This is a genomic window from Mesorhizobium sp. RCC_202, assembly GCF_041355295.1.
Taxonomy (GTDB): domain Bacteria; phylum Pseudomonadota; class Alphaproteobacteria; order Rhizobiales; family Rhizobiaceae; genus Mesorhizobium.
This window is the reverse complement of the sequence record NZ_JBFUPO010000009.1, coordinates 170,369-195,820: the sequence shown is the minus strand read 5'-3', so window position 1 is coordinate 195,820 and position 25,452 is coordinate 170,369. Positions and strand designations below refer to the sequence as shown.

Sequence of the window (25,452 nt, the reverse complement as noted above, 5' to 3'; positions counted from 1 at the left end):
GCAGCAGACGGCGGCAGCTGGCGTGGCAAGGCCCGCCGCTGTGCGCCTGAAAATGTGTGCATGCCGGATAATTGAATGTCCGCCGGCCGCTGCCTCAGCGCAATGGCGGTTCCGCCCGCAGCCATTATGGCGCGGTTTGATGCGGACCTTTCCATGATTGCGCTTGAAGCCATCGGCACCTAGCAGAACCTTTTGAACCAAAGCCCGGACTGAGCCGGACCAGCTTGTTTGCTCACACAGAGCCGGCACGGGACTCCCGGCCGTTTCCCTCACGCAAGCGATTCCCCCGCCACGGGAGCACGCCTGCGAAAATCGTCGCGATCACTTGGGCCTGGAAGCGGAAGAAGTCGCCTTGCTTTGACCTTTGGCAGGAACTGCTGCGGCAAGCGGTCCAGGATTGCAGTGATCCAACGTCGCTTTTATGATTTGACGGGTTGGAAGGCAACCCTGATTTCGGATGCCGGCAAAAAGCGCTTCCGCAACGGAAGGCCGCATTCCAGTTCACACCGTGAAAGGCTTGGTTAACCTTCTCTGAATACCAATCGTTAAGCGAGTTGGCGGCCCGAAAGGCACTTCATAAAAGACCCGGCGCATGACGCGCCAAACCGGAGCAACTGGAAGAGAGATGGGACCGGCAGGCAGCGCAGACAAGGGGCAGACCGCCGCCGCCTATTTGCGGCATCTGGTGCGGGCCCTTGTGCTGCTGGCGGCGCTGCTTGGTTCCGCGGCGCTGTCCCGGGCCGACGCCCCGCTTGGCGCATCCGGCTACAAGATGGCGGGCGACGCCACCAAGATGCGCATCGTGCTCAACTTCGACCGCGAACCGGACATCAAATGGTTCCTGCTGCGCGGCCCCAATCGTCTTGTCGTCGACCTGCCGCGCACGCGATTCGCCCTTGATGCGAAGGAGCTGAAGCCACGCGGACTGGTGCGAGCCGTCCGCTACGGCGATCAGGGCGAGGGTTCTCGGCTGATCCTCACCGGCAAGGGACCATTCGCCGTCGACAAGCTGGACGTGCTCAAGAATGACGACGGCAACGGTTATCGGATCGCCATCGACATGTCGGCGGCTTCCGAGCGCGAGTTCGACGAAGCCCTGGCCAACCAGTCGCTGACCACCGGTTCGACCGTTTCCACCGACAAGGGAGAGCGGGTCGGCACTGGACCGGTCTCGGCGCCCGGACACCGCTTCACCATCGTCATCGATCCCGGCCATGGCGGCGTCGACGGCGGTGCCGAAAGCTCCGGCGGCACGATCGAGAAGAACGTGACGCTGGCCTTTGCCACCGAGCTCCGCGACAAACTGGCGTCGGTTGGGAAGTACGATGTGTTCATGACCCGCGACACCGACGAGTATCTGACCCTTGACGACCGCGTGCGCATAGCCCGTCAGCACGAGGCCGATCTTCTGATTTCGATCCATGCCGATACGATTGCCGTCAAGGGCCTCCGCGGCGCGACGGTTTACACCTTGTCGGACAAGGCCTCCGATCCGGAAGCACAGGCGCTCGCCGATCGCGAAAACCTGTCCGATCAGTTCGCCGGCATGAAGATCAAGAACGACGACAAGGAAGTCACCGACATCCTGATCGACCTGATCCGCCGCGAAACCCACAATTTCTCGATGAGCTTCGCCCACACGCTCGTCGGCCAGCTGTCGACCAATGTCGGCCTCATCAACAATCCGCAGCGTTCGGCCGGCTTCAGGGTTCTCAAAGCGCCCGACGTACCGTCGGTCCTGGTCGAGCTCGGCTATCTTTCCAACGCCAAGGACGAGGCGCAGCTGCTCAACGCCGACTGGCGCGGCAAGGCCGCCCAGAGCATCACCAATGCAGTCGCCCTGTTCGCATCGGCGAAAACAGGCACGGCAACAGGTGGCTGACGGCGCCGTCGCAACCGGGCGCAACCCCACAACCACAAGCGGCGTTGCATGACGACAACACCCGGCGTTATTATTTTGCCGGACAGAGTCCCGAAACCGAGCGCTGCCGTATTTTGTCCACATGCTCGCGACAATGGTCTTCCATTGCGGATTGGGACCGCTCCGGGAAGCTTGCGCGACGGTCGGCTTCGTTTAGGAAAATCCCGAACCTCGGACTGGAGCGGGCATGATTCGTCTTATCGGCTATTTCTTCGGCATCGGCACGACGCTGGCGCTGCTGGTAGCTGCCGGCGTCGCCATCTATATCAGCCATGTGGCGAAGGACCTGCCCGACTATGAGGTTCTGGCCAAATACGAGCCTCCGGTGACGACGCGCATCCACGCCTCGGACGGTTCGCTGATGGCCGAATATGCGCGCGAGCGGCGCCTCTATCTGCCGATCCAGGCGATCCCCGACCGCGTAAAAGCCGCCTTCATGTCGGCCGAGGACAAGAATTTCTACAACCACCCCGGCATCGACATCACCGGCCTCGGCCGCGCCATCATCGTCAACCTGCAGAATCTTGGTTCCGGCAGGCGACAGGTCGGCGCCTCGACGATCACGCAGCAGGTGGCGAAGAACTTCCTGCTCACCTCCGACCAGACCTATGAGCGCAAGATCAAGGAAATGATCCTGGCCTTCCGCATCGAGCAGGCCTATTCCAAGGACCGCATCCTTGAGCTCTATCTCAACGAAATCTTCTTCGGCTTCGGCGCTTACGGCGTCGCCGGCGCCGCGCTCACCTATTTCGACAAGTCGGTCAACGAGCTGACGGTCGCTGAAGCCGCCTATCTCGCCTCGCTGCCGAAGGGCCCGAACAACTACCACCCCTTCAAACATGCCGACCGCGCGATCGAGCGCCGCAACTGGGTCATCGATCAGATGGTCGAGAACGGCTACGTGACCCGCGAGGAGGGCGCCAAGGCCAAGGCCGAGCCGCTCGGCGTGACGCCGCGCCGCACCGGTTCCTATCTGTTCGCCGGCGAGTATTTTACCGAGGAGGTCCGCCGCCAGATCATCTCCCGCTATGGCGAGAACGCGCTTTACGAGGGCGGCCTGTCGGTACGCACCACGCTTGATCCGAACATCCAGCTTATCGCCCGCAAGTCGTTGCAGAGCGGCCTGCTCAAATATGACATGCTGCGCGGTTATCGCGGACCGGTCACGCATATCGACATTTCCAGCGACTGGGGCGTGCCGCTGGGCAACGTCAAGGGCCTGGAGGACGTGCCGGAATGGACGCTTGCCGTCGTGCTCGACAGCTCGGCCTCCGGCCTGACCATCGGCCTGCAGCCAACGCGTCAGATTTCCGGCGATATCGTCAAGGAGCGCGTCGAGGGCACCGTCAGCAAGGACGATATGGGCTTCGCCATGCGCCACTTCGTCAACGGCAAATCCGTCAGGGCGAAGTCGCCGGCGGAGGTGCTGGAGCCCGGCGACGTCGTCTTCGTGCAGAAGAATGAAGGCTCCGACAACACCTACATGCTGCGCCAGGTGCCCGAGGTCGAAGGCGGTCTCGTCGCCATGGATCCGCACACCGGGCGCGTGCTGGCCATGGTCGGCGGCTTCTCCTACGCGCAGTCGGAGTTCAACCGCGCCACCCAGGCGATGCGCCAGCCGGGCTCTTCGTTCAAGCCGATCGTCTATTCGGCGGCGCTCGACAACGGCTATACGCCGGCTTCGGTGATCATGGACGGCCCGATCACCATCCAGAGCGGCAACACGACCTGGACGCCGAAGAACTATGACGGCACGGTGGCCGGCCCTGCGACGCTGCGCTCCGGCATCGAAAAATCGCGCAACCTGATGACGGTGCGGCTCGCCAACGACATGGGCATGAAGCTGGTCGTGGAGTATGCCGAGCGCTTCGGCGTCTACGATCATCTGGCGCCCTATCTGCCGATGGCGCTGGGCTCGGGCGAGACGACGGTCATGCGCATGGTCTCGGCCTATTCGATCATGGCCAATGGCGGCAAGTCGATCAAACCCTCGTTGATCGACCGCATCCAGGACCGCTACGGCAAGACCGTGTTCAAGCAGGACGAGCGCGGGTGCGACGGTTGCAACGCCGCCGAATGGAAGAACCAGCCTGAACCGGAACTGGTCGACAATTCCGAACAGGTGCTCGACCCGATGACGGCCTACCAGATCACCTCGATGATGGAGGGCGTGGTGCAACGCGGCACAGGCGCCACCATCGGCGAGCTTGGCCGCCACATCGCCGGCAAGACCGGCACCACCAACGATGAAAAGGACGCCTGGTTCATCGGCTTCACACCCAACCTCGTCGTCGGCCTCTATATGGGTTACGACACGCCGCGCGGCCTTGGCCATGGCGCCACCGGTGGTGGTCTCGCCGCGCCGATCTTCAAGGATTTCATGCGCGTAGCGCTCGACGGCAAGCCGAACACCGACTTCCAGGTACCGGACGGCATGAAGTTGATCGCCATCAACCGCAAGACCGGCATGCGCGCCGCCGAAGGCGATCCCAACACCATCATCGAGGCCTTCAAGCCCGGCACCGGCCCGGCCGACAGCTACTGGGTCATCGGCATGGGCGCCGACGGTTCCAACGGTTCCGGCGGCCAGCTGTCGCCGCAGGCCAACCAGGCCATCCAGGACGGCGGCGGCGGCCTCTACTGACGTATCGGTATTTCGCGCAATGGGCCGGCAGGAAGTGCTGGCCCATTTCGCTTTACAGGTAGCGATGCCGTGCCTATGTATCGCGCCAACTCCGAAAAGAATGAAAAAAACAGGACAGAACGAACAGCCATGCGCGCGGAAACGCTGAACATTGTCGACGAGATCAGGCAGGCGATAACCCTGCTGAGGAGGCATCTTTGACTGGGATCAGGCCATCAAGCGGCTTGAATACCTGAACGTACGCGCGGAGGATGCCAGCCTCTGGAACGATCCGATCGAAGCGCAGAAGCTGATGCGCGAGCGCCAGGAACTTGAGGACGGCATCGCCGCCGTCAAGGGAATGACCCAGGCGCTGGAAGACAATATCGGCCTGATCGAGCTTGGCGAGGAAGAAGGCGACAACGGCGTCATCGCGGAAGCGGAAGCAGCGCTGCGCTCGATGCAGGGCGAGGCCAAGGCCCGCCAGGTCGAGACGCTGCTGTCGGGCGAAGCCGACGCCAACGACACCTATCTCGAAGTCCATGCCGGCGCCGGCGGCACCGAGAGCCAGGACTGGGCCTCGATGCTGTTGCGTATGTATACGCGCTGGGCCGAACGCCGCCGCTTCAAGGTCGAGGTGCTGGAAGTTCATGACGGCGAAGAAGCCGGCATCAAATCCGCCACGCTGCTCATCAAGGGCCACAATGCCTATGGCTGGCTGAAGACGGAATCGGGCGTCCACCGCCTGGTGCGCATTTCGCCCTATGACAGCAATGCGCGTCGCCATACGTCCTTCTCCAGCATCTGGGTCTATCCAGTCGTCGATGACAGGATCGAGATCGACGTTTCGGAATCGGATGTGCGCATCGACACCTATCGCTCGTCCGGCTCGGGCGGCCAGCATGTCAACACCACCGATTCGGCTGTACGCATCACCCACATCGCAACGGGCATCGCGGTCGCCTGCCAGGCCGAGCGCTCGCAGCATAAGAACAAGGCCAAGGCCTGGGAAATGCTGCGTTCGCGCCTCTACGAGGAAGAGTTGAAGAAACGCGAAGCCGTCGCCAACGCCACCGAGGCGTCCAAGAGCGATATCGGCTGGGGCCATCAGATCCGTTCTTATGTCCTGCAACCCTATCAGTTGGTGAAGGACCTGCGCACCGGCGTCGAAAGCACGAACCCGTCGAGCGTGCTTGACGGCGACCTCGACGAGTTCATGGAAGCTTCGCTGTCGCATCGCATCGAAGGCGGCGCGGGCGAGGCCGTGGCGGACCTCGATTAGCGTAAGCTTCATATCCGGTGTTGAGGAGGCAGAGCCGATGACCAGCAAACTGACAGGCAAATGCTTCTGCGGCACCGTCAGCTACGAAGTGGCCGACGCGTTCGTCTATGCCGCGAACTGCCATTGTTCCAACTGCCGGCGCACGACAGGCTCTGCCTTCAAGCCGTTCGCCGGCATAGAGCGCGAGAAGTTCCGACTGACTGGCGGCGACGACCGGCTGCTGCTCTATGGTGACGAGAGCGGTCACGACGCGCATTGCGGGCGGTGCGGTTCGCTGCTCTATTCGCTGGTGCGCGAGGGCGCCTACGTCCATATCCCGATGGGAACGCTTGTCGACGCGCCGGCCATCCGTCCGAGCGCCCATATCTTCGTCGGTTCCAAGGCACCATGGTTCACGATCACCGACGACCTGCCGCAATATGACGAGCACACCTCTGGCTGACGGGTCAGAATCCCGCGGTCCCGGCCTTTAGGCGGCGACCCGCCGGAGGACGCCAACGAGGACGGTCCGCATTGCCGAATACTGTCGGCTGCCCACTGTGACTTCCCAATCGGTGTTGCGCTTCCGAGGGAGCTTCGCATTGCGCAACGCCTCCCGGAACGCGTCCGGTCTAACGCCTACGGTCAGGGCCATTTCTGCAGCAGTCGTGGATTTGGCGATCATGAGGTCTCCTATTTCATACATATGGGGATTTGCGCCGCGTTGCGCCATGAATCAGTTTCAACCGAGCAGAATACATTGCGCCGACCAAGGAATCAGCGCAGCCTTGACTGCGTGGTATAGAAGCATTTATGGCCGGGCGCGGCGTAACTGCGACTGACGATCCGGCCACTGGGAAGACACGTTCCGGGAAAAACGGGCAAGCAACAATGCTTGATGCTCGAAAGGAACGTTTCGATGTCTGCTGCCAAATCAAGATCGGCCAAAGCCGTTCAACCGGCCGGCCGACTTCTGTTTTCCCTGTTCGCCACTGGAGCCATCGCGATACTGACCGCGCCAGCCCTCGCGCATGACGCCAAGCCGACGGCTGTCTTGCCGCAGGGTTGGAGCTATCCCTTTGCCTGCTGCGCCAACTACGATTGCAAGGAGGTGCCGCAATCGTCGATCAGCGAGCGGCCGGATGGCTATGTCATAAAAGGCACGGGCGAGGTGGTCGCCTACAGCGACAAGCGTGTCAGGAATTCGCCCGACGGTGAGTACCACTGGTGCGCGCACCAGGCCGGGCTCGATGCCGGCAGGACCATCTGCCTGTTCGTACCGCCGCCTTCATATTGAGGCCCGTCGCGTAAACGTGAGGCTTTGAACCGCACGGCAGGATGTCTGCCGACGCTGCTGACGGACGGTTGTCAGGATCGCTTCTTTATGTTGCTTTGCCGCCAGCTGGCGCGGCGGCGGACAATGGAGAGGTGATTTGATGACGATCAAGGCAAGCTGCCACTGCAAGGCGACGACGTTCGAAGTTTTGGAAGCGCCGCAGACGGTCACGCAATGCACGTGCTCGTTCTGCTCGAAACGCGGAGCACTCTGGGCCTACTACCTGCCGTCGCAGTTCAAGCTTACCAGCCCGCCTGAGAACGTCTCGTTCTATCGCTGGGGCTCAAAGACCATCAAGCATGGCTTCTGCGGCGTTTGCGGCTGCGGCACCTTCACCGAAACGCCGGACTGGTCGAGCGGCGAGCCCGATTTCGACAACCCGAAGATCAGCGTCAACTCCCGCCTGTTCGACGATTTCGACCTCGACAAGGTCGAAGTGGTGGTCATCGACGGCAAGAATCTCTGGTAGCGAAAAGGTTCGCCGCAGAACGATTGCCGGTGAAGCGATTTCGGCCGTGATACCGTTCCGCTTTTCGCCGCATTTTATGCTACAAAGCGTCCGGAAGGGTTGATTTGGCGCGGCCGCGCGGCCGCGAATTGAGAGGGATCATTTCATGAAGAAGACTGTGCTCGTCGCTGTGGCGACGGCTTTGCTGGTGAGCGCTTGCACCACCACCGATCCATATACCGGCGACCAGAAGATTTCGAACACCGCGGCCGGCGCCGGCCTCGGCGCCCTTGCGGGCGCCAGCCTCGGTCTGCTCGCCGGCGGCAATGACCGCCGCAACGCTCTGATCGGTGCCGGCATCGGCGCACTGGCCGGTGGCGCGATCGGCGCGACGATGGACCAGAACGAGGCGGAACTGCGCCGGCAGCTCGAGGGTACCGGCGTCAGCGTCACCCGCAGCGGCGACCAGATCATCCTCAACATGCCGTCGGACATCACTTTCAATGTCGACCAGGACGCGGTGAAGCCGGGCTTCTATCCGGTGCTGAATTCGGTCGCGCTGGTGTTGAAGAAGTTCCGCCAGACCACCGTCGACGTCTTCGGTCACACCGATTCGACCGGTGGCGACCAGCACAATTTCGATCTGTCGCAGCGCCGCGCGCTCGCGGTCGCCAATTATCTGTCCGGCCAGGGCGTCGATCAGCGCCGCTTCGCCGTCACCGGCTTCGGCAAGACGCGGCCGATCGCCTCCAACGCGACGGCCGCTGGCCGTGAGCAAAATCGGCGCGTCGAAATCCAACTGTCGCCGCTCACCTGATCCGCTCGGTATTCCAACGCAAAACGGTCCCGCAAGGGGCCGTTTTTGTTTGAGACGATGGGACCATGCTTCGATATTCAAACAAAAATTAGATAGTCCTAAAATACAGCTTTCCCGTGCGTATCGAAAGGGCTAGCATTGACGCTGTTCCAGAGGGGATGAGGCGGTACAACTGGCCGCGCAATCAGCATCTACGCGCCTCGGTCTTGCACGGCCAGATAAAATATCTGGGAGGAATGCATGACAAGAACAGCTCGCGTTGGGCATTACGGCGTCCTCGTTTTGGCCGGCCTTCTCGCCGCATTGTTCGGCGCAGGCACGGCCCGGGCCGACGATGCCAACAAGGCCGATATCGAAGCCTTGAAGAAATCGCTGGCCAAATATGAAGACTACACCGCAGCGGTCCGCGACCTTTATCTGTCGACCGTCGGTTGCGTCTATTACGCCGGAGAAAAGCTATCCGGCGCGATGTATTATCCGAAAGGCGCCATGGGCATCCATTTCGTCAACGTCCCAAGCGTCGGCCAGAAGCTCGACCCGATGAAGCCCAACGTCCTGATCTACGAGCCGACCAAGAAAGGCCTGAAGCTGGTTGGCGTGGAGTGGCTGGTGCCGTTGACGCCGGACATCAAGGAGGCCCCCTCACTATTCGGCCAGAAATTCATGGGCCCCATGGAGGGACACTATCCGCTCATCCCGCGCGAGTTCGTCCACTACGATCTTCACGCCTGGCTTTTCAGGGACAATCCGAACGGCATGTTCAGCCCGACCAATCCGAATGTAAAATGCACCAAGGCGGATTTTCCGATGCTGGAAAAACCGACCAAGATGATGCCTGGCCCGATGTAAGGCAAACCGCTGGATCTTTTCGACGGAACGACAAAAAACGGCCCCGTACGGGGCCGTTTCATATCTGCCGGCACTGCGTCGAAGCTTAGACCTTGGCGACGATGCGCATGAAGGCCGGCACGTCATCGCCGAAGCCGACGGTGCCGTCGTCCTCTTCGCGGCGATGGCGGGCAGGGCGGTTGTGATCGCGCGGCGCGCGGGCTTCGCCGCGCGGCTCGTTGCGATTGCCTGCATCACTTCGGTTGCCCGAATCGTTTCGATTGCCTGAGCCCTTGCGGTCGTTGTCGGAACGGATCGCATCCTTGCGGGCGCGGCGCTCGGCAATATCGGCGACTTCGGCCTCGGCCAGCACGGGCTCGAGCACCGGCTCAGGCGTGGCATCCTCGTTCTTCTTGGGGCGGCGCTCGCCGCCCTTCTTGCGATCGCCGCGTTCCGGGCGATCCTCATCCTTGCGGCCGGCACGGCGCGGCGCACCGCGGCCACGGCGGGGCGCTTCGTCGTCGCCTTCGCTGGCGACGACCGTGGACAGGTCGCCGTCGTGCCACTCGATCTTGTTGCCGATCAGCCGCTCGATGGCGTCGATGTATTTCGTGTCCGACTTGGTGGCGATGGTGAACGACTTGCCGGAGCGGCCGGCTCGGCCGGTGCGGCCGATGCGGTGGACATAGTCCTCCGCATGGATCGGAACGTCGTAGTTGAAGACGTGGCTGACGTCGGGAATGTCGAGACCGCGCGCGGCGACATCCGAAGCGACGAGATAGCGCAGCTTGCCGTCGCGGAAATTGGCCAGCATCTGCATGCGCGCCCGCTGATCCATATCGCCATGCAGCGCGCCGGCGTCGAAATCATACTTCAAGAGCGAGCGGAACAGTTCCGAGACTTCGATCTTGCGGTTGCAGAAGATGATGGCGTTCTTCAATTCCGCGTCTTCGGCCTTGATCAGGTTGCGCAGCGTCTCGCGCTTGTCCCACGGCTTCGAGCCCGACTTGACCAGCCGCTGGATGATGTTGGTCGCCGCGGAAGCAGCCTTCGAGACCTCGACGCGTACCGGCGCATGCAGGAATTTCTCGGTCAGCTTGGTGATCTCCGGCGGCATCGTTGCCGAGAAGAACAGCGTCTGGCGCGTGAACGGGATCATTTCGCAGATGCGCTCGATGTCGGGGATGAAACCCATGTCGAGCATACGGTCGGCTTCGTCGATGACGAGGATCTCGACGCCGTTGAGCAACAGCTTGCCGCGTTCACGGTGGTCGAGCAGGCGGCCTGGCGTCGCGATCAGCACATCGGCGCCGCGCTCCAGTTTCTTATCCTGCTCGTCGAAAGAGACGCCGCCGATGAGCAACGCGATGTTGAGCTTGTGGTTCTTGCCGTATTTGATGAAGTTTTCCTCGACCTGCGCGGCGAGTTCGCGCGTCGGCTCGAGGATCAAAGTGCGCGGCATGCGGGCGCGGGCGCGTCCCTTTTCCAGTCGCGTCAGCATCGGCAGCACGAAGGAAGCGGTTTTGCCGGTGCCGGTTTGGGCGATGCCCAGCACATCCTTGCCGAGCAGCGCATGCGGGATGGCGCCGGCCTGGATCGGGGTGGGTTGCGTGTAACCGGCGTCGGTGACTGCGGAAAGGACCTTCGGCGACAGGCCGAGGTCTGAAAAGGTCAACGCTTCTTGAGCGGTCGTGGTGTCTGAGGACAAGTGTTTGATGTCTTTGGCTGGTTCGGGAAATCGCAACGCGTGTTGCGGCAGGCGCCGCGCGTCTGCAAAGTCGAGGTTGCAGTTAGTCGCAAGTCCGCGATTTGTCAACAGAAACGGGCGCGATTCCGCCGATTGTGAAGACGTAACCTTAATCGCGATGCTTAATCGCAACGATAACTTTGCGCCGGCTCAATAGCGGAATTGCTCGGCAAGAATGCGTTCGTTCCACGAATGGTTGGGATCAAACAGCAATGTCGCCGTCGCCGTCGGCGATTCCCGCACGGTGACGGACGCAATCGCCTTAACCTCGGTATGGTCGGCGGCGGCGTTCACCGGGCGCTTTTCGGGTTCCAATATGTCGAAGCGCACGGTCGCTTTGTTGGAGAGCAGCGCGCCGCGCCAGCGGCGGGGCCGGAACGGACTGACCGGGGTGAGCGCCAGGAGTGGCGCGTCGAGCGGCAGGATTGGACCGTGCGCCGACAGATTGTAGGCGGTGGAGCCTGCCGGTGTGGCGATCATGACGCCGTCGCAGTTGAGCTCCTCCAGCCGGACCTGACCGTCCACCGTGATGCGGATCTTCGCGGTCTGGTAGGATTGGCGCCAGAGCGCCACCTCGTTGATCGCCGGCGCTGAAACGGTCTCGCCGTCATGCGTTATCGCGACCATTTCGAGCGGGCGGATGGTTTCGGCTGCGGCGGCGGCGATACGCTCCTCCAGTCCGCCGGCGCGATATTCGTTCATCAGGAAGCCGATGGTGCCGCGGTTCATGCCGTAGACCTTCTTGCCCGAGCCCATCGTGTCGCGCAGCGTCTGCAGCAGGAACCCGTCGCCGCCGAGCGCGATGATAATCTCGGCCTCCTCCATGGACGCCTGCCCGTAGCGCGCCGACAGCGTCTCCAGCGCCGCGCGGGCGTCGTCGGTGTCGGAAGAGACGAAGGCGAAACGGCTGGCGGCTTTGCTCATGGCTCCCGGAGGGCGACCGCTTGCAAGGCCGCGCCGGCGACGGCGTAGCATGCGTCGGCTCTATCTGTGAAGGGCAGGGCGTTCGGCTGTCGAAAAGTGCGGTTCACGATGATCGCGCTTCATGACAACAGCGTCACGAATGTGATGGCCACAATGGTTAAGGCAGTGCTTAAACACTCGTAAAGATGCGAGGATCATGTTAGCCCGCAATGGATGGTTGGCGGGGGCTGACCAGTCGAGAGAGACCTGATCTATTGCCGGTAACGCGTTTGATCATAGTCTTCCTGATGATGGGAAGCTTCGCCATTATGTTCGCGGAACTTGTCCGCCATGCCGAAGAAATGAGCCAGCGGCCTCATTCAACGGCCACCCAATGCGGCGAAGCCACCGGCACGCCTTGCCCGCAAAGGGCGCTTTAGCCTTACCCCTATAGAGAACGACACAGCGCCGTCTCGCTAGCCTATGTCTACAATCCGTCAGGGTGAGGAACGCGTTCGATAAGGCTGCGGTGACCGAGCAGACTGCGGCTGCTTTTCAGTGAGGGCGGGGCGCTCAGCTCTTCCCATAAGCTGTCATCGGGTCCTCCTTCACCAAGTCTTCGGAAGACATTTCTCATCCAACAATGTTCGGGTGGCCCACCACCCGAACCTCATATAGCGACCTTGGTGGCCGCCATCCGAAGCTCGAAGAGCGAAGCATGGTGCCCCGGCAGGATCGAACCCGCGACCTTCGGTTTACAAAGACCACAGGTCGACCGCGGCCTTAGAGCGTGAACCCGATCAAACCCTCGGCAAAAGTGCACTGTCACCGTATTCCCGAATGGCCGTTGCAGGAGGGGAAAGGGGTCGAGCATTGCGACTTCACCCTTCGGGCATGCCGAGAGCAAGAAGGTCCCTCCGAAGGCCCTCGAGGATTTTCGGGTCACGATACGGATCTACGAGAACGGCGCTGACGGTTACGCCGGGCTTGGCTGCCAGGCATTTCCTGACTGCGTCGGCAGCGAGAGCGGCATCGCCCTCCCGCAAATGGCAAACTGCCAGAAACGCGTATGACCAAAATGAGTAGGAGTTGAGATTGCGGTAGGACTTTATTGCCTCCAAATATCGCCCGAGAACCAAAAGGATCTGCCCACGCACGTCCCAGAACCAATCGTAAGTCAGCGGATCACGGGCAACACATGCGTCAAGATCGGACAACCCTTCCGCGTGCTCACCGATATAGCTGCGGCACAAACCGCGGATTGCTAGTATCCAGACGTCATTGGGGTTGAGGCTCACGCCCTGTTCCAGGTGGGCAAGAGCCTCGTCGAGTTGTCCCAGGAACATGAGCGGGTGAGCCACCGCCTTGTGGCACCACGCCTGTTGCGGTCCGAGTTTGAGGGCGCGGCGGCCATGAGCCAAGGCCGCCTCGAGTAGTTCTCGATTGTGCGGATTCGCCTCGAGCAGCCATCTTGTCGAGAGTACAATCGCCATCATGGCATGGATTGGCGCGACGTTCGGGTCGAGTTCGATCGCCCTGACGAGATAGGGCTCCGCCTCCAGGATTGTGTCATAGCGAACGAAGCGAACACGCGCCTGCAGGTAAAGTTCATAGGCATCAAGTTGAGTGATAGGAACACGCCGTATTTTCTCTACGCTTGAGATCCGGATCGTTCCCACCACGATCGTGGCCACACTTCTGGCAATCTCGTCCTGAAGATCGAAAATGTCGACGAGTTCGCGATCAAATCGATCCGCCCATATTTGATTGCCAGACCTTGCATCTATGAGTTGGGACGAAATCCGCACCCGGTTGCCGGCACGGCGGACGCTTCCTTGAACAAGGTAGTCAGCGGACAACTGCTTCGCGACGGTCGAGGTGTCGGGAACCCTGCCCTTGAAGGTGAAGGATGAATTGCGGGCAATGACGTGAAGTTCACCAAATCGGCCCAGTTCGGTAATGATATCCTCTGTAATCCCGTCGCTGAAATAGTCCTGATCGGAATCGCCGCTCATGTTCTCGAAGGGAAGAACAGCTATTACCGGGCTGTGGCTCGATGGACCCTTGTCAGATCGCGTGACCGACGTCTCGTCCAGCACGCCGCGCAATTGTTGAAGTTGGTCGCCGGGCTCCACGTTCAACTCGCGCTTCAGCAACAGCTTGCATGCCTCATACTGCTTGATGGCAAGAGCTGTCTGGCCCATGGCGACATGGGCCTGAACCAATGCGATGTGTGACTGTTCGCGTAGGGGGTCGAGGGCTACCAGCCGCTCGGCCGCCGCGACACGCTCGCTACCGCTCACCGATGCCGCCAGGGACTCGAACACACGAACTGCTCGGGCCAACAAGTCGGCGCGGACGTCGCGCAGCCAGTCTTCTAAGACGTTGTCAGTCGAACCTAGGCCGTCAAGGAATGACCCGGCATAGATTTCGGCCGCTTGCCGGAGCCCGGCGGCATCGCGGCTTGCGGAGGCGGCGACGAACTCGGTTACATCGACCGAAAGGTGCCTTGGACTGAGCGCGACGCGATCTCCGGTCAGAACCAGAGTGTTAGCTTCCAGATCCCCAAAATCCTTACGGATAGAAGCCAGGGCCTGCCGCAGGCTATTTCTGGCCTGCTCCTCGCCTCGATCACCCCATAAGAGCCCGGCGAGCTTCTGGCGGGTCGCCTCATGGTTCGGCGCCAAGGCGAGGACGCCCAGAAGCGCTCGGTTCTTCCTAGCGGGCACCTCTAGCCTCATTCCCTCCCGAGACGTCAGGCGAAACCCGCCCAGCAGATCGAGCCGCGCCAAGCTCATCGCGATTTGCTCTGAATTTCGATTTCTTTCGCGATTTTCACGCGGCTTTTCACAGCCACCTCACGCCCTTCATTCCACGCTGTCCTTCGATGACTAAACAACATCTGAGGTGGAAACTCCAATGTCCGTCGCACCGGAGGCTTTGAAAACGGCAAACGAGGTTCGCACAGCCAATTGCGCGCGATTGCCGGGAACCGATTTCCGTCGATTTTTTTGCAAGCTGCCAATGGCTTACGCCACCGCCATCTGGGCGGCCTACAGCGTTGCGATTGGTTTCAGCTCAAACACCTGTCGCCTCGACGAGGACGTTGGCGAGCGTTGATCCTTGACAAACGACAGAAAAAACACGCGCAATATATTTGGTGCCCCCGGCAGGAATCGAACCCGCGACCTTCGGTTTACAAAACCGCTGCTCTACCAGCTGAGCTACAAGGGCATGGCGCTCCGGTTAGCATATTTGTTGCGCCAGTAAAGACAAAACTCCGTTTTGGGTTCCTAATGGACCTGACGTTAAGCCACATGCTGAAAAGCGGCGGAGCGCTTCCTACATTCCGTTCAGGTGCAATGGCATCGAACGGGGTGTCGCATGATCAGATTCGTCATCATCCTGCCGCTCATCGTCGTGACCTGGCTGCTGCTCATCCGGATCATCCGCGACGTGAAGAAGGCCAATATCGACTGGACCGGCGTCGCCACTATCGTCGGCTTCATCGCGCTGGCCTTCTGGCTGAGGCACGTCACGGGAATGGGGTGAAAGAGAGCGAATGGGGAGTAGCGAATAGCGAATAGGGATTTTGGGTTTGGCGCATGCCATCTTTCCCTACTCGCTGTTCGCTACTCCCTATTCGCTCAATTCCTCGAACCTTTTGCCGCTTCGCCGCCACTGATCTCCAGAGGCGAATGGTCGCCTCGATCAAGGATCCAGGAGATCATCATGTTCAAGCGCACACTGACTTCCGCTCTCGCAGCCATCTTTGTCGCCACAGGCGCGCTGGTCGCCACGGTGCAGACGTCCTCGGCTCACGGCATGCATTACCATCACTACGACTACTACGACGACTATGGTGACTATTGGTGGTACCACCATCATCATCACCATCATCATCACCACGGCCGGGTGGTCATTATCCTTTGAAGCGAAAACCTGTTGCTTTCGAAGGGCGGCCTCGGCCGCCCTTTTTCATTTGTATGCAACCAGCCGATGGCCGGCCGGCAAAAAGCCGCCCGCTGCCTCGGCGAAAAAATCTCAAAAAAACTTCGAACCTTTTTCCCGGCCGCCGCGACCCATGTTCAAGAGGCGGATGGTTCGCCTCTCCACTGAAACCCAAGGAGATCGTCATGTTCAAGCGCACCATCGTTTCCGCTCTCATCGCCAGCACCGTTGCCGCCGGCTCGCTCGTCGGCACCGTCCAGCCTTCGGCCGCCAATCCTTGGCATCACCACCACGGCCATGATCTCGGCATCGGTATTGCCGCGGGCGTCGGCGGCTTCGTGCTCGGCAGTCTGCTCGCCCAGCAGCAGCCCCGCACCGTCTATGTCGAAGACGACTACGAAGCGATCCACATCCGCCGCTGCTACGCCCGCTACGCCAGCTACGATGAAGGCTCCGACACCTATATGAGCTACGACGGCCCGCGCACCTGCAGGCTGTGAGAGGAGCCGACCAACGACAGGAAACAGGGGGCTGCGCGCAGCCCCTTTTTACTGTGTCTGAGCAGATATCAGGGATGCGTCTACGGCGCAGCGACCGGCATCGGTAGCCCGGCTTCGCTGCAAGTGCCGGCAACCCGAAGCCTCGCATTCGGCGAACCGTCGTCGATCGCCACGAGCTCGAAGCTGTTTCCGGTATCCGGGTGGATCTTTGCAACGAATGGCACGTTGTGGTCAGCGGCGCCGGAGGACCTCTTGTCGTTGACATAGCCGCACGCCACGATCTCCTGGCGGCGGTTCAGCGTCCGCTCGCCGGCAAGTATCGTCCCGAACTTTGCGGAGAGCGGGTTGCTCAGATGCGGGCGCACACCAGCGGTAATGATTTCCTCCAGCGCGAGCGAAACCGGCATCGGATCGACGCGCTGGCTACCGCCGGGTTCGGTTGGCGGCACTGCCGCCACGCATCCGCAAAGCGAAACGGCAAGCAAAAGCTGAAGCGTCTTCCTCATCAGCGCCCTTTCGCATGCAACCGAACGCCGCCGCAAGGCGATCGAGCCCTTTCAGCCCAAGGTGTACAGCGATTTTGCCAGGGGCTAATCTGTCCTCGATCGTCAAATGGAGGGGAGGGCAGCTTGGACGAGCAGGATCCGAAGGATGAACAGGTCGAGACGACCTTCCGCAACGGCACCGTCACCACCGTCGGCATCCTGCTGGCCTTTTCGCTGGGTTTCATAACCCACTGGGCCGCCAACCCCATCCCATGGCGGACCTACCATCTGGTCGCCGTGCTGCCGATCTTGGTCGGCATCGCCTTGCAGATGCGGGCGCTTGCCATGCTGCTTGACATCAAATCGCTGCAGCGGCGCATCTTCGAGCGGGCCAACCGGATATTTATCGTCGGTCTCATTTTCACCGCCTGCGGCGTCGGCGGGGCGATCCTGCTCGATTTCTTCGATATTGCGGCAAAGAGCGCGTTGCCGGGCGCTGCGTGATCAGCCGGCGCTGACGCCGCCGATCATCTTCGTCACTTCGGCCGCCGCATCATGGACCAGCGGGCCGATCTCGGCCAGCCGCTCAGGTGTCACACGAACCGTCGGGCCTGATACCGAAACGCCGCCGATCGGCTCGCCATATTCATTGAAGATGGCGGCGGCTACGCAGCGCATCCCGGGGTGGCGCTCCTCGTCATCGACCGACCAGCCGCGATGCTTGATGGTGGCGAGATCATGCGCCAGCGCTGAAATGTCTGACAGCGTCTTGTCGGTGTAGCGCTGCAGGCCGGCCTTGCGCAGGATAGCCGCGACCCGCTCCGGCTCGAGATGCGCCAGCACCGCCTTGCCAATGCCGGAGGCGTGGAAGGGGCTGCGCGTGCCCGGCCTGAAGAAGGCGCGGATCGCCTGATGCGTCTCGACCTGGCTGACGAAGACGACGCAATCGTCCTCCGCGACACCCAGATTGGCGGTTTCGCCGGTCTTTTCCATCAGTTCCTGCATGACGATGCGGGCACGGTCGACCAGTTTGCGCCGGCGCAGGAAGGCAGCACCCATGCGATACGTCTCGACCCCAACGGACCAGAGCTGGTCGGTCGTATCGAATTCGACCATGCCGTGGTTCTCTAGCGTCGTCAGCATGCGGTAGGCGGTCGAAGCGGCAATGCCGCTTTGCGCCGCGATCTCGCTCAGCGACAAGCCGCTGGCTTCCGCGACGATCGCCAGGATGCGCAGCGCGCGGTCGAGCGACTGCACCGACGTCGCTTCCGCCGGGCCATTGAAAGCGCGCGGCCGGCCGCGCTGGCGCTTTTCGGTGTTTTCCATGCCACGCATTCTCACTGGAATTCGTGCCAAGCACAATGAAAAAGTTTTTCATCATCTGCCAGGATGCATTTCTGGAAAACGAAAAGCCGCATGAAATCAGATAATAACGGCTGTTTTCTCGAAATGAAAAAATATTCTGAAAAAATTGAAAAATCAAAAGCGCGCTGGCATTGTCAAGCCAACAAACGAAATGGAGGCTTCAAATGGCCAGGATGCGCGCTATCGACGCGGCGGTTCTTGTTCTCGAAAGGGAAGGCATCACCAATGCCTTCGGCGTGCCGGGCGCGGCGATCAACCCGCTCTACTCGGCGCTGAAGGCGCGCGGCACCATCCGCCACGTGCTGGCCCGCCATGTCGAGGGCGCCTCGCATATGGCGGAAGGCTATACCCGCGCCAAGGCCGGCAATATCGGCCTCTGCATCGGCACCTCGGGCCCGGCCGGCACGGACATGATCACCGGCCTTTACTCGGCCTCGGCCGATTCCATCCCGATCCTGTGCATCACCGGCCAGGCGCCGCGTGCTCGGCTGAACAAGGAGGATTTCCAGGCTGTCGACATCGCCGCCATCGCCGCGCCCGTCGCCAAATGGGCGGTCACCGTCATGGAGCCTTATCTGGTTCCGATGGCTCTGCAAAAAGCGTTCCACCTGATGCGCTCGTCACGGCCTGGCCCGGTGCTGGTCGACCTGCCGCTCGACGTCCAGCTCGCCGAGATCGAGTTCGACATCGATGCTTACGAGCCGCTTGCCGTCTTCAAGCCGGCGATGACGCGCGCCCAGGCCGAAAAGGCGCTGGCGATGCTCAACCAGGCGGAAAAGCCGCTAATCGTCGCCGGCGGCGGCATCATCAACGCCGATGCGTCGGATCTGTTGATCGAATTCGCCGAGATCACCGGCGTGCCGGTTATCCCGACGCTGATGGGCTGGGGCGCCATCCCCGACGACCATCGGCTGATGGCCGGCATGTGCGGCCTGCAGACGTCGCACCGCTACGGCAACGCCACGATGCTGGCGTCCGACTTCGTCTTCGGCATTGGCAACCGCTGGGCCAACCGCCACACCGGTTCGGTCGACGTCTACACCAAGGGCAAGAAATTCATCCATGTCGATATCGAGCCGACCCAGATCGGCCGCGTCTTCGCGCCCGACCTCGGCGTCGTCTCGGATGCGGGCGCGGCGTTGAAGATCCTGCTCGATGTCGCCACCGAATGGCGCACGGCCGGCAAGCTGCGCGACTGGTCGGGTTGGGCCAAGGAATGCCAGGGCCGCAAGAAGACGATGAAGCGCAAGACGCATTTCGACCAAGTGCCGCTGAAGCCGCAGCGCGTTTACGAGGAGATGAACAAGGCGTTCGGGCGCGACACCACCTATGTCACCACCATCGGCCTGTCGCAGATCGCTGGCGCGCAATTCCTGCATGTCTACAAGCCGCGCAACTGGATCAATTGCGGCCAGGCCGGCCCGCTCGGCTGGACGCTGCCGGCAGCTCTTGGCGTGCGCGCCGCCGATCCGGACCGCGCCATCGTCGCGCTGTCGGGCGACTACGATTTCCAGTTCATGATCGAGGAACTGGCGGTCGGCGCGCAGCACAGATTACCTTACATCCACGTCGTCGTGAACAACGCCTATCTCGGCCTGATCCGCCAGGCGCAGCGCGGCTTTTCGATGGATTATGAGGTGAGCCTCGCCTTCGAGAACGTCAATCGCAAGGACGACCCCGAGGCCGGCTACGGCGTCGACCATGTCGCGGTCGCCGAAGCGATGGGCTGCAAGGCGGTCCGTGTTCGGAAGCCCGAAGAATTCGCCGGCGCTTTCAAGGAAGCGCAGCGGCTGATGAAGGAATACCAGGTGCCGGTCGTTCTCGAATTCATTCTCGAGCGCGTCACCAATATTTCCATGGGCACGGAAATCGACAAGATCACCGAATTCGAGGACCTTGCCGAAAACCATGAAGATGCGCCGACGGCCATCGTCATGCTTGATTGAGGCCGGGCCTAGAAGAAGGAGAAAAAGAATGCCACGTTTTTCAGCCAATCTGTCGATGCTCTTCGGCGAGCATGATTTCCTCGACCGCTTCGACGCCGCCGCCCGCGCCGGCTTCAAGGGTGTCGAGTATATCGGCCCCTATGACCATGCGCCCGACGTTGTCGCCGCGCGCCTCAAGAAGAACGGCCTGACCCAGGTTCTCTTCAACCTGCCGGCGGGCGACTGGGCCAAGGGCGAGCGCGGCATTGCGGTGCTGCCGGATCGCGTGCCGGAATTCCGCCAGGGCATCGCCAAGGCGATCGCTTATGCCCACGCGCTGGGCTGCGAGCAGGTCAACTGCCTGGCCGGCATCGCGTCGCAGGGCGCCGACCGAGCCGTGCTTGAGAATGTCTTTGCCGAAAACCTCGCCTTCGCGGCCGAGAAGCTGGAGCAGGCTGGCATCCGGCTGCTGATCGAGCCGATCAACACCCGCGACATCCCTGGCTTCTTCCTGAACTACAGCGATCAGGCGCTGGCGCTGATCGACCGCGTCGGCTCGAAAAACCTCTATTTGCAATACGATATCTACCACATGCAGATCATGGAGGGGGATCTCGCCCGTACCATCGAGGCAAACCTTCCCCGCATCGCGCATATCCAGCTTGCGGACAATCCCGGCCGTCACGAGCCGGGGACGGGCGAGATCAACTATCCGTTCCTCTACGACCACATCGACCGCCTCGGCTATGCCGGCTGGATCGGCGCCGAATACAAGCCGAAGGCCGGCACGGATGCCGGGTTGGGCTGGTTCAAGGAGTTAGCTCGGCAGGGGAGCGAGGCGGCTTAGAGCCGAGGCCCCCTCATCCGGCCGCTACGCGGCCACCTTCTCCCCGAGGGGGGAGAAGAGATCGTCAACGCTGGCGCGTACCTCTTCTCCCCGCCGGGGAGAAGGTGGCCCGAAGGGCCGGATGAGGCGGCGCCTCAGAATTTGGAGCAACCACAATGGAAACCATCGGTTTCATCGGCCTCGGCATCATGGGCGCGCCGATGGCGGGGCATCTGCTCGATGCCGGCTATAGCGTTGTCGCCAGCGATCACCGCTCCAAGCCGCCGGCAGACCTCGTCGCCAAGGGCCTGAAGACCGTTACCGGCCACAATGCAGTGGCCAAGACAGCCGATATCATCATCACCATGGTGCCGGACACGCCGCAGGTGGCCGACGTGTTGTTCGGCGATAATGGCGTCGCCTCAGGCCTGTCGAAGGGCAAGCTCGTCATCGACATGAGCTCGATCTCGCCGATCGAGACCAAGGAATTCGCCAGGAAGATCAACGATCTCGGCTGCGAGTATCTCGATGCGCCGGTGTCGGGCGGCGAGGTTGGCGCCAAGGCTGCCTCGCTCACCATCATGGTCGGCGGCGAGGACAAAGCGTTCGAACGCGCGAGGCCGGTGTTCGAGAAAATGGGCAAGAACATCACCCTGGTCGGTCCGAACGGCGTCGGCCAGACCACCAAGGTCGCCAACCAGATCGTCGTGGCGCTGACCATCGAGGCGGTCAGCGAGGCGCTGGTCTTCGCCTCGAAGGCGGGAGCCGATCCTGCGAAAGTCAGGCAGGCGCTGATGGGCGGGCTCGCCGCCTCGCGCATCCTCGAAGTGCATGGCGAGCGCATGATCAAGCGCAGTTTCGCGCCGGGCTTCCGCATCGAACTGCACCAGAAGGATCTCAACCTGGCATTGGAGGGCGCCAAGGCGCTCGGCGTCTCACTGCCCAACACCTCGACCACGCAGCAGCTGTTCAATTCCTGCGCCGCCAATGGCGGGGCCAAGGAGGATCACTCGGCGCTGGTCAGGGCACTGGAAAGAATGTCGAACGTCGAGGTTGGCGCGGAAGCAACCTCAGCCAAGGGCAAGGCGGCTTAGGTCAGGAGAGGGCGGCTCAACGTTCCCACGCCGCCTTTCTCTTTTCCTGTCTGAGAACGGGTTCCTGCCTCGCCGGCGGAACCCGTTCGTCTTTGATCGGCCGCGAAAAGTCCGGCTCAGCCGCGTTTCAGGAACGCCCGCGCCGCATAAAGGCTCACCGCCGCCGCGTTGGAAACGTTGAGCGAGCGGATCGCGCCGGGCATATCGAGCCGGGCAAGCGTCGTCACCGTCTCGCGTGTCTTCTGGCGCAGGCCCTTGCCTTCCGCGCCCAGCACCAGCGCTATTCTGTCGCCGGTAAAACTGGTTTCCAATTCCGCCGGACCGTCCGAATCGAGCCCGAGGGTCTGGAAGCCGGCCTCGTGCAACTGTCCCAGCGCATCGGCGAGGTTTTTCACCTCGATCTGGTCGATATGCTCCAGCGCGCCGGAGGCAGCCTTGGCCAGCACGCCCGATTCCTGCGGGCTGTGGCGGGCCGTGGTGATCAGGGCGCCGGCGCCGAAAGCGACCGCCGAGCGCAGGATGGCGCCGACATTGTGCGGATCGGTGACCTGGTCGAGCACCAGGACGAGCATTGTATCGCCGAGCGCATCGAGGCGCTTCGCTTTCAGCGGTTCGGCCTCGATCAGCACGCCTTGATGCACGGCGTCAGTGCCGATGATCCTGTCGATATCCTTCGGCTCGACCAGTTCGGCCTTGAAGGGCAGGGCGGCGAGATCGGCGATCTCGAGCCGCTCGGCGGCGTTGCGCGTCACCAGCATTTTGCGGATCTTGCGCCGCGGATTGTCGAGCGCGGCCCGCACCGTGTGCAGGCCATAAAGCCGCACCAGGCCGTCCGCCGGAGCTTCGCCCGGCGCCACCGGCTGGCGTGGCCGGAACGCCGGTGCGCCGCCGGCCTTCTGGTCGCGATGCGCGCGCCGCAGCTTGGCGTAATGGGTGTCTTTCGGGGTGCCTGGCTTGTCGCTCATGCGGCCTCTATAGCCGTCTCGTCCGGCTAAGGATACCGGCCGCGACAATGAATGCCGGACATGGTCTGAAAAACCGCCGTCGCGCCGGTTGACACCCATCGGCCTTGCCGCCATAAGGCGCTTCGCTGATTTCGGAGAAGATCTTACTCGGGCTCCGGGTTGGCGAAAATGCCTCGTTGCATGGCTCCGGCGGCAGACTGGAGAGGTGCCCGAGTGGTTAAAGGGGACGGACTGTAAATCCGTTGGCTTAGCCTACGTTGGTTCGAATCCAACCCTCTCCACCACTGCCGGCCCGGAAGCCCTGAACGAACGAGTGTCGGAGACGAAAAGTGCGTGGCGCTTTTCGGGTGAATCCGGTACTTCAGGGTAAGGCGCGGGTATAGCTCAGTGGTAGAGCAGCAGCCTTCCAAGCTGAATATGCGGGTTCGATTCCCGCTACCCGCTCCAGATTTTCCCCTTATGAATCTCGCAGAAAACGCCGCGCGCCGTAGCGCGCAGCGTTTTGCATCAAAAGATGCTGCCTAGCTGTTGAAAGCCGAAGCAACCTGGTGCTGCTGCGGCACCTGGCCGTTCGGCGTCAGCTTGTCGACGATGCCGGGCAGGGCGGTCGACAGTTGCTTGAGCAGTTCCTGCTCGTCCATTCCGGTGCGCTGCGCGATCTCGCGGATCACCGCCGGACCGAGCGCCGAGCCGAGATCGCCCGGATTGATCGACTGGTTCTGGCCGGTGCCGACCCAGGAGTCGGCCACATTGCCGTGGCCGGCATCCCTCAGCTTGCCGAGCAGGCCGCCGAGCAAGCCGCCATCGGCGGACGCGTCGGTTCCCGCTGGCGTTGGCGTCGGCGCCGGGGCTTCGGCCGGCTGATCGCCGCCTCTGCCGCTCAGCATCTTGCCGACCAAGAGCGCGCCGAGCGCGATCATCAGGGGTTTGGTGATGTTGCCGCCTGGAACGGCGTTGTCAAAAAGGCCCATCGTGGATCTCCCGTTTACACCAAGTCCGTCCCTTGCACCAACAATGGCGCAATCGGGCGGAATTGCAAGTTCGCTTGTGGTTTTGACAATCATATGAACATGATGGGGCAGGCGCGGAATGGAGGGAACAATGGGCATTATCAGCTGGATCATCCTCGGCCTTGTCGCCGGCTTCATCGGCAGCAAGATCGTCAACAAGACCGGCCAGGGCATGATCATGGATATCGTGCTGGGCGTCGTCGGCGCTATCGTCGGCGGTCTGATCTTCAGCGCCTTCGGTTCGGCCGGCGTCACGGGTCTCAACATCTGGAGCCTGATCGTGGCCGTAATCGGTGCCGTCGTCGTGCTCTGGGCCTATCACCAGATCACAGGCAACCGGTCGCTGTAGCAGGCTTGCCGTAGCGCGCATGAAGGGTCGGATCCGACCCTCGTCCTGCTATTGTTTCGGCCGCTATATCGCGTAAGGCCTGCGCCTTATGCGATGGGCGCCAGTCGTCGCCTTCGTTCGTCGAGCGAAACGATGGCCAGACCGCTGCCCATCACCAGCAGGATGCCGCAGACGGCGAGCGCGTTGGGGAATTGCCCGAACACCAGCAGGCCGGAAATCACCGCCCACACGGTGAAGCAATAATAGAACGGCGCCACCGCGCTCGTCGGCCCGACGCGGTAGGCCATGAAGATGAAGAAATGGCCGAAGATCAGGAACAGTCCGGCTGCCGCGATCAGGAGTAGATGATGTCCCTGCGGCATCACCCATTGCTCCGAGACCAGATGCGCCGCGCCGGCGCCGACCAGCACCACCAGGACGGCGGAGATCGCCACGATCATGCCGGGCACCTCGGCGCCGACCTTGCGCCCGGCAAGATCGCGTGCCGCGGCCAGGGCGGCGTTGCCGAGCGCTAGCAGCGCGTAGACGGAAATCCCTTGCATCGTCGGTTGCGCCACCATCAGGGCGCCGACAAAGCCAAGTCCGATCAGCGCCATGCGCGCGGCGCCGATCTTTTCACCAAACAGCAGCGATGAGCCGGCCAGCACGATCAGCGGCGTGATCTGCCCGAGCGCCGTCGAATCCGCGATCTGCATATTGGCCAGAGCCACGATGTAGCAGAGGATCGCCGCCAGTTCGCAAAAATTGCGGCTGAGCACCTTGCGCTCGAACAGCAGCGGGATCTGCCTGCCATAGCCGAGCATCAGAAGCAGCGGCATGCCCCATAGGGTCGCGGCGGCGCCACGCAGCAGCAGCACCTCATAAGGAGGCAGCCCCTCGGTCGCGAGCTTCATCATCGTGTCGTTGACGAGATAAGAGCCCGTCGAGACGATCATGAACAGCGGACCGCGGATGTTTGCCGGAATGAAGTGCATGGGATGAGGAAATCAGAGCGGTGGTTCGGCGGCAATGGGCCAGTCCGGCGGCATTTGATTTTATGTGCGCCATCCCTATATCCGGGCCACATCCCCCGTGAAATCGACCTCTGTTCAGGCCGCG

Annotated in this window: 25 protein-coding genes and 3 tRNA genes; 19 read left to right on the top strand and 9 right to left on the bottom strand. The window is 61.9% G+C overall.

The features are described 5' to 3' along the window. Positions 1-625 precede the first annotated feature (625 nt). From AB6802_RS21315 to AB6802_RS21280, 8 genes are all read left to right on the top strand, one after another. Positions 626-1,882, top strand: a complete 1,257-nt coding sequence (locus tag AB6802_RS21315) for an N-acetylmuramoyl-L-alanine amidase (RefSeq protein ID WP_371012143.1) — start codon at positions 626-628, stop codon at positions 1,880-1,882. A gap of 226 nt (positions 1,883-2,108) precedes the next feature. Then, entirely contained in the window at positions 2,109-4,565 is a 2,457-nt protein-coding gene (locus AB6802_RS21310; RefSeq protein WP_371012142.1) for a penicillin-binding protein 1A, read from the top strand. Between the two features lie 129 nt (positions 4,566-4,694). After that, a protein-coding gene (gene prfB, locus AB6802_RS21305; protein ID WP_371012141.1) for a peptide chain release factor 2 occupies positions 4,695-5,826 on the top strand; the annotation gives its coding sequence in 2 pieces (ribosomal slippage) (positions 4,695-4,760 and positions 4,762-5,826; 1,131 coding nt in all). 37 nt (positions 5,827-5,863) lie between these two features. Then, entirely contained in the window at positions 5,864-6,268 is a 405-nt protein-coding gene (locus AB6802_RS21300; RefSeq protein ID WP_371012140.1) for a GFA family protein, read from the top strand. Between the two features lie 456 nt (positions 6,269-6,724). Next, positions 6,725-7,102 carry a hypothetical protein gene (locus AB6802_RS21295; protein WP_371012139.1) on the top strand — a complete coding sequence of 126 codons (378 nt, stop codon included), beginning with the start codon at positions 6,725-6,727 and terminating at the stop codon, positions 7,100-7,102. 139 nt (positions 7,103-7,241) lie between these two features. Beyond that, positions 7,242-7,610 carry a GFA family protein gene (locus AB6802_RS21290; RefSeq protein ID WP_371012138.1) on the top strand — a complete coding sequence of 123 codons (369 nt, stop codon included), beginning with the start codon at positions 7,242-7,244 and terminating at the stop codon, positions 7,608-7,610. 145 nt (positions 7,611-7,755) lie between these two features. Further along, the gene (locus AB6802_RS21285) at positions 7,756-8,406 is read left to right on the top strand and encodes an OmpA family protein (protein ID WP_371012137.1); all 651 of its coding nucleotides are present in this window, start codon (positions 7,756-7,758) and stop codon (positions 8,404-8,406) included. A gap of 240 nt (positions 8,407-8,646) precedes the next feature. Then, the gene (locus AB6802_RS21280; RefSeq protein ID WP_371012136.1) at positions 8,647-9,255 is read left to right on the top strand and encodes a hypothetical protein; all 609 of its coding nucleotides are present in this window, start codon (positions 8,647-8,649) and stop codon (positions 9,253-9,255) included. An 85-nt stretch (positions 9,256-9,340) separates the two neighbouring features. Here AB6802_RS21280 and AB6802_RS21275 read toward each other — a convergent pair whose 3' ends face one another. The 3 genes from AB6802_RS21275 to AB6802_RS21265 all read right to left on the bottom strand — a co-directional run bounded on the left by AB6802_RS21275 (position 9,341) and on the right by AB6802_RS21265 (position 14,682). Beyond that, the gene (locus AB6802_RS21275; protein ID WP_371012135.1) at positions 9,341-10,942 is read right to left on the bottom strand and encodes a DEAD/DEAH box helicase; all 1,602 of its coding nucleotides are present in this window, start codon (positions 10,940-10,942) and stop codon (positions 9,341-9,343) included. A gap of 189 nt (positions 10,943-11,131) precedes the next feature. After that, the gene (locus AB6802_RS21270; protein ID WP_371012134.1) at positions 11,132-11,905 is read right to left on the bottom strand and encodes an NAD kinase; all 774 of its coding nucleotides are present in this window, start codon (positions 11,903-11,905) and stop codon (positions 11,132-11,134) included. 860 nt (positions 11,906-12,765) lie between these two features. Further along, positions 12,766-14,682, bottom strand: coding sequence for a BTAD domain-containing putative transcriptional regulator (locus AB6802_RS21265; RefSeq protein WP_371012133.1), 1,917 nt, complete (start codon positions 14,680-14,682; stop codon positions 12,766-12,768). Between the two features lie 121 nt (positions 14,683-14,803). Between AB6802_RS21265 and AB6802_RS21260 the strand changes: the two genes are divergently transcribed. Next, positions 14,804-15,004 carry a hypothetical protein gene (locus AB6802_RS21260; RefSeq protein WP_371012132.1) on the top strand — a complete coding sequence of 67 codons (201 nt, stop codon included), beginning with the start codon at positions 14,804-14,806 and terminating at the stop codon, positions 15,002-15,004. 38 nt (positions 15,005-15,042) lie between these two features. Here the strand turns inward: AB6802_RS21260 and AB6802_RS21255 are convergent. Further along, positions 15,043-15,118: transfer RNA gene (locus AB6802_RS21255), tRNA-Thr, on the bottom strand. A gap of 150 nt (positions 15,119-15,268) precedes the next feature. Between AB6802_RS21255 and AB6802_RS21250 the strand changes: the two genes are divergently transcribed. The 3 genes from AB6802_RS21250 (at position 15,269) to AB6802_RS21240 (ending at position 16,335) form a co-directional block, all read left to right on the top strand. Continuing rightward, positions 15,269-15,436 (top strand): hypothetical protein, encoded by a 168-nt coding sequence (locus tag AB6802_RS21250; protein ID WP_371012131.1) that lies wholly within the window; start codon positions 15,269-15,271, stop codon positions 15,434-15,436. Between the two features lie 180 nt (positions 15,437-15,616). Beyond that, positions 15,617-15,817 (top strand): hypothetical protein, encoded by a 201-nt coding sequence (locus AB6802_RS21245; protein WP_371012130.1) that lies wholly within the window; start codon positions 15,617-15,619, stop codon positions 15,815-15,817. Positions 15,818-16,020: 203 nt separating this feature from the next. Further along, on the top strand, positions 16,021-16,335 hold the full coding sequence (locus AB6802_RS21240; protein ID WP_371012129.1) for a BA14K family protein: 315 nt from the start codon (positions 16,021-16,023) through the stop codon (positions 16,333-16,335). An 80-nt stretch (positions 16,336-16,415) separates the two neighbouring features. On the opposite strand, the gene AB6802_RS21235 is transcribed toward AB6802_RS21240, so the two are convergent. Then, complete coding sequence (locus tag AB6802_RS21235; RefSeq protein WP_371012128.1) at positions 16,416-16,784, bottom strand: hypothetical protein; 369 nt, start codon at positions 16,782-16,784, stop codon at positions 16,416-16,418. Between the two features lie 180 nt (positions 16,785-16,964). On the opposite strand from AB6802_RS21235, the gene AB6802_RS21230 reads away from it, so the two are divergent. Further along, the gene (locus AB6802_RS21230; RefSeq protein ID WP_371012127.1) at positions 16,965-17,324 is read left to right on the top strand and encodes a hypothetical protein; all 360 of its coding nucleotides are present in this window, start codon (positions 16,965-16,967) and stop codon (positions 17,322-17,324) included. On the opposite strand, the gene bhcR is transcribed toward AB6802_RS21230, so the two are convergent. Further along, entirely contained in the window at positions 17,325-18,146 is an 822-nt protein-coding gene (gene bhcR / locus AB6802_RS21225; RefSeq protein ID WP_371012126.1) for an HTH-type transcriptional regulator BhcR, read from the bottom strand. 203 nt (positions 18,147-18,349) lie between these two features. On the opposite strand from bhcR, the gene gcl reads away from it, so the two are divergent. The 3 genes from gcl to AB6802_RS21210 all read left to right on the top strand — a co-directional run bounded on the left by gcl (position 18,350) and on the right by AB6802_RS21210 (position 22,030). Further along, positions 18,350-20,131, top strand: a complete 1,782-nt coding sequence (gene gcl / locus AB6802_RS21220; protein WP_371012125.1) for a glyoxylate carboligase — start codon at positions 18,350-18,352, stop codon at positions 20,129-20,131. Positions 20,132-20,159: 28 nt separating this feature from the next. Further along, positions 20,160-20,957: a hydroxypyruvate isomerase gene (hyi, locus tag AB6802_RS21215; RefSeq protein WP_371012124.1), complete on the top strand. Its 798-nt coding sequence runs from the start codon at positions 20,160-20,162 to the stop codon at positions 20,955-20,957. A 155-nt stretch (positions 20,958-21,112) separates the two neighbouring features. Then, the gene (locus AB6802_RS21210) at positions 21,113-22,030 is read left to right on the top strand and encodes a 2-hydroxy-3-oxopropionate reductase (RefSeq protein ID WP_371012123.1); all 918 of its coding nucleotides are present in this window, start codon (positions 21,113-21,115) and stop codon (positions 22,028-22,030) included. A gap of 116 nt (positions 22,031-22,146) precedes the next feature. On the opposite strand, the gene AB6802_RS21205 is transcribed toward AB6802_RS21210, so the two are convergent. Beyond that, positions 22,147-22,995, bottom strand: a complete 849-nt coding sequence (locus AB6802_RS21205; RefSeq protein WP_371012122.1) for a TrmH family RNA methyltransferase — start codon at positions 22,993-22,995, stop codon at positions 22,147-22,149. A gap of 199 nt (positions 22,996-23,194) precedes the next feature. Between AB6802_RS21205 and AB6802_RS21200 the strand changes: the two genes are divergently transcribed. After that, positions 23,195-23,279, top strand: a tRNA-Tyr gene (locus AB6802_RS21200). A gap of 89 nt (positions 23,280-23,368) precedes the next feature. After that, a tRNA-Gly gene (locus AB6802_RS21195) sits at positions 23,369-23,442 on the top strand. A 74-nt stretch (positions 23,443-23,516) separates the two neighbouring features. On the opposite strand, the gene AB6802_RS21190 is transcribed toward AB6802_RS21195, so the two are convergent. After that, positions 23,517-23,966 carry a YidB family protein gene (locus AB6802_RS21190; protein ID WP_371012121.1) on the bottom strand — a complete coding sequence of 150 codons (450 nt, stop codon included), beginning with the start codon at positions 23,964-23,966 and terminating at the stop codon, positions 23,517-23,519. 130 nt (positions 23,967-24,096) lie between these two features. On the opposite strand from AB6802_RS21190, the gene AB6802_RS21185 reads away from it, so the two are divergent. After that, positions 24,097-24,354 carry a GlsB/YeaQ/YmgE family stress response membrane protein gene (locus tag AB6802_RS21185; RefSeq protein ID WP_371012120.1) on the top strand — a complete coding sequence of 86 codons (258 nt, stop codon included), beginning with the start codon at positions 24,097-24,099 and terminating at the stop codon, positions 24,352-24,354. An 86-nt stretch (positions 24,355-24,440) separates the two neighbouring features. Here AB6802_RS21185 and AB6802_RS21180 read toward each other — a convergent pair whose 3' ends face one another. Beyond that, positions 24,441-25,328 (bottom strand): DMT family transporter, encoded by an 888-nt coding sequence (locus tag AB6802_RS21180; protein WP_371012119.1) that lies wholly within the window; start codon positions 25,326-25,328, stop codon positions 24,441-24,443. Between the last annotated feature and the right edge of the window lie 124 nt (positions 25,329-25,452).

Coding starts and splice junctions, on each gene's coding strand:
- AB6802_RS21315 (WP_371012143.1), top strand. CDS start 626: ATGGGACCGGCAGGCAGCGCAGACAAGGGGCAGACCGCCGCCGCCTAT.
- AB6802_RS21310 (WP_371012142.1), top strand. CDS start 2,109: ATGATTCGTCTTATCGGCTATTTCTTCGGCATCGGCACGACGCTGGCG.
- AB6802_RS21300 (WP_371012140.1), top strand. CDS start 5,864: ATGACCAGCAAACTGACAGGCAAATGCTTCTGCGGCACCGTCAGCTAC.
- AB6802_RS21295 (WP_371012139.1), top strand. CDS start 6,725: ATGTCTGCTGCCAAATCAAGATCGGCCAAAGCCGTTCAACCGGCCGGC.
- AB6802_RS21290 (WP_371012138.1), top strand. CDS start 7,242: ATGACGATCAAGGCAAGCTGCCACTGCAAGGCGACGACGTTCGAAGTT.
- AB6802_RS21285 (WP_371012137.1), top strand. CDS start 7,756: ATGAAGAAGACTGTGCTCGTCGCTGTGGCGACGGCTTTGCTGGTGAGC.
- AB6802_RS21280 (WP_371012136.1), top strand. CDS start 8,647: ATGACAAGAACAGCTCGCGTTGGGCATTACGGCGTCCTCGTTTTGGCC.
- AB6802_RS21270 (WP_371012134.1), bottom strand. CDS start 11,905: ATGAGCAAAGCCGCCAGCCGTTTCGCCTTCGTCTCTTCCGACACCGAC.
- AB6802_RS21265 (WP_371012133.1), bottom strand. CDS start 14,682: ATGAGCTTGGCGCGGCTCGATCTGCTGGGCGGGTTTCGCCTGACGTCT.
- AB6802_RS21260 (WP_371012132.1), top strand. CDS start 14,804: ATGTCCGTCGCACCGGAGGCTTTGAAAACGGCAAACGAGGTTCGCACA.
- AB6802_RS21250 (WP_371012131.1), top strand. CDS start 15,269: ATGATCAGATTCGTCATCATCCTGCCGCTCATCGTCGTGACCTGGCTG.
- AB6802_RS21245 (WP_371012130.1), top strand. CDS start 15,617: ATGTTCAAGCGCACACTGACTTCCGCTCTCGCAGCCATCTTTGTCGCC.
- AB6802_RS21240 (WP_371012129.1), top strand. CDS start 16,021: ATGTTCAAGCGCACCATCGTTTCCGCTCTCATCGCCAGCACCGTTGCC.
- bhcR (WP_371012126.1), bottom strand. CDS start 18,146: ATGGAAAACACCGAAAAGCGCCAGCGCGGCCGGCCGCGCGCTTTCAAT.
- gcl (WP_371012125.1), top strand. CDS start 18,350: ATGGCCAGGATGCGCGCTATCGACGCGGCGGTTCTTGTTCTCGAAAGG.
- hyi (WP_371012124.1), top strand. CDS start 20,160: ATGCCACGTTTTTCAGCCAATCTGTCGATGCTCTTCGGCGAGCATGAT.
- AB6802_RS21210 (WP_371012123.1), top strand. CDS start 21,113: ATGGAAACCATCGGTTTCATCGGCCTCGGCATCATGGGCGCGCCGATG.
- AB6802_RS21205 (WP_371012122.1), bottom strand. CDS start 22,995: ATGAGCGACAAGCCAGGCACCCCGAAAGACACCCATTACGCCAAGCTG.
- AB6802_RS21190 (WP_371012121.1), bottom strand. CDS start 23,966: ATGGGCCTTTTTGACAACGCCGTTCCAGGCGGCAACATCACCAAACCC.
- AB6802_RS21185 (WP_371012120.1), top strand. CDS start 24,097: ATGGGCATTATCAGCTGGATCATCCTCGGCCTTGTCGCCGGCTTCATC.
- AB6802_RS21180 (WP_371012119.1), bottom strand. CDS start 25,328: ATGCACTTCATTCCGGCAAACATCCGCGGTCCGCTGTTCATGATCGTC.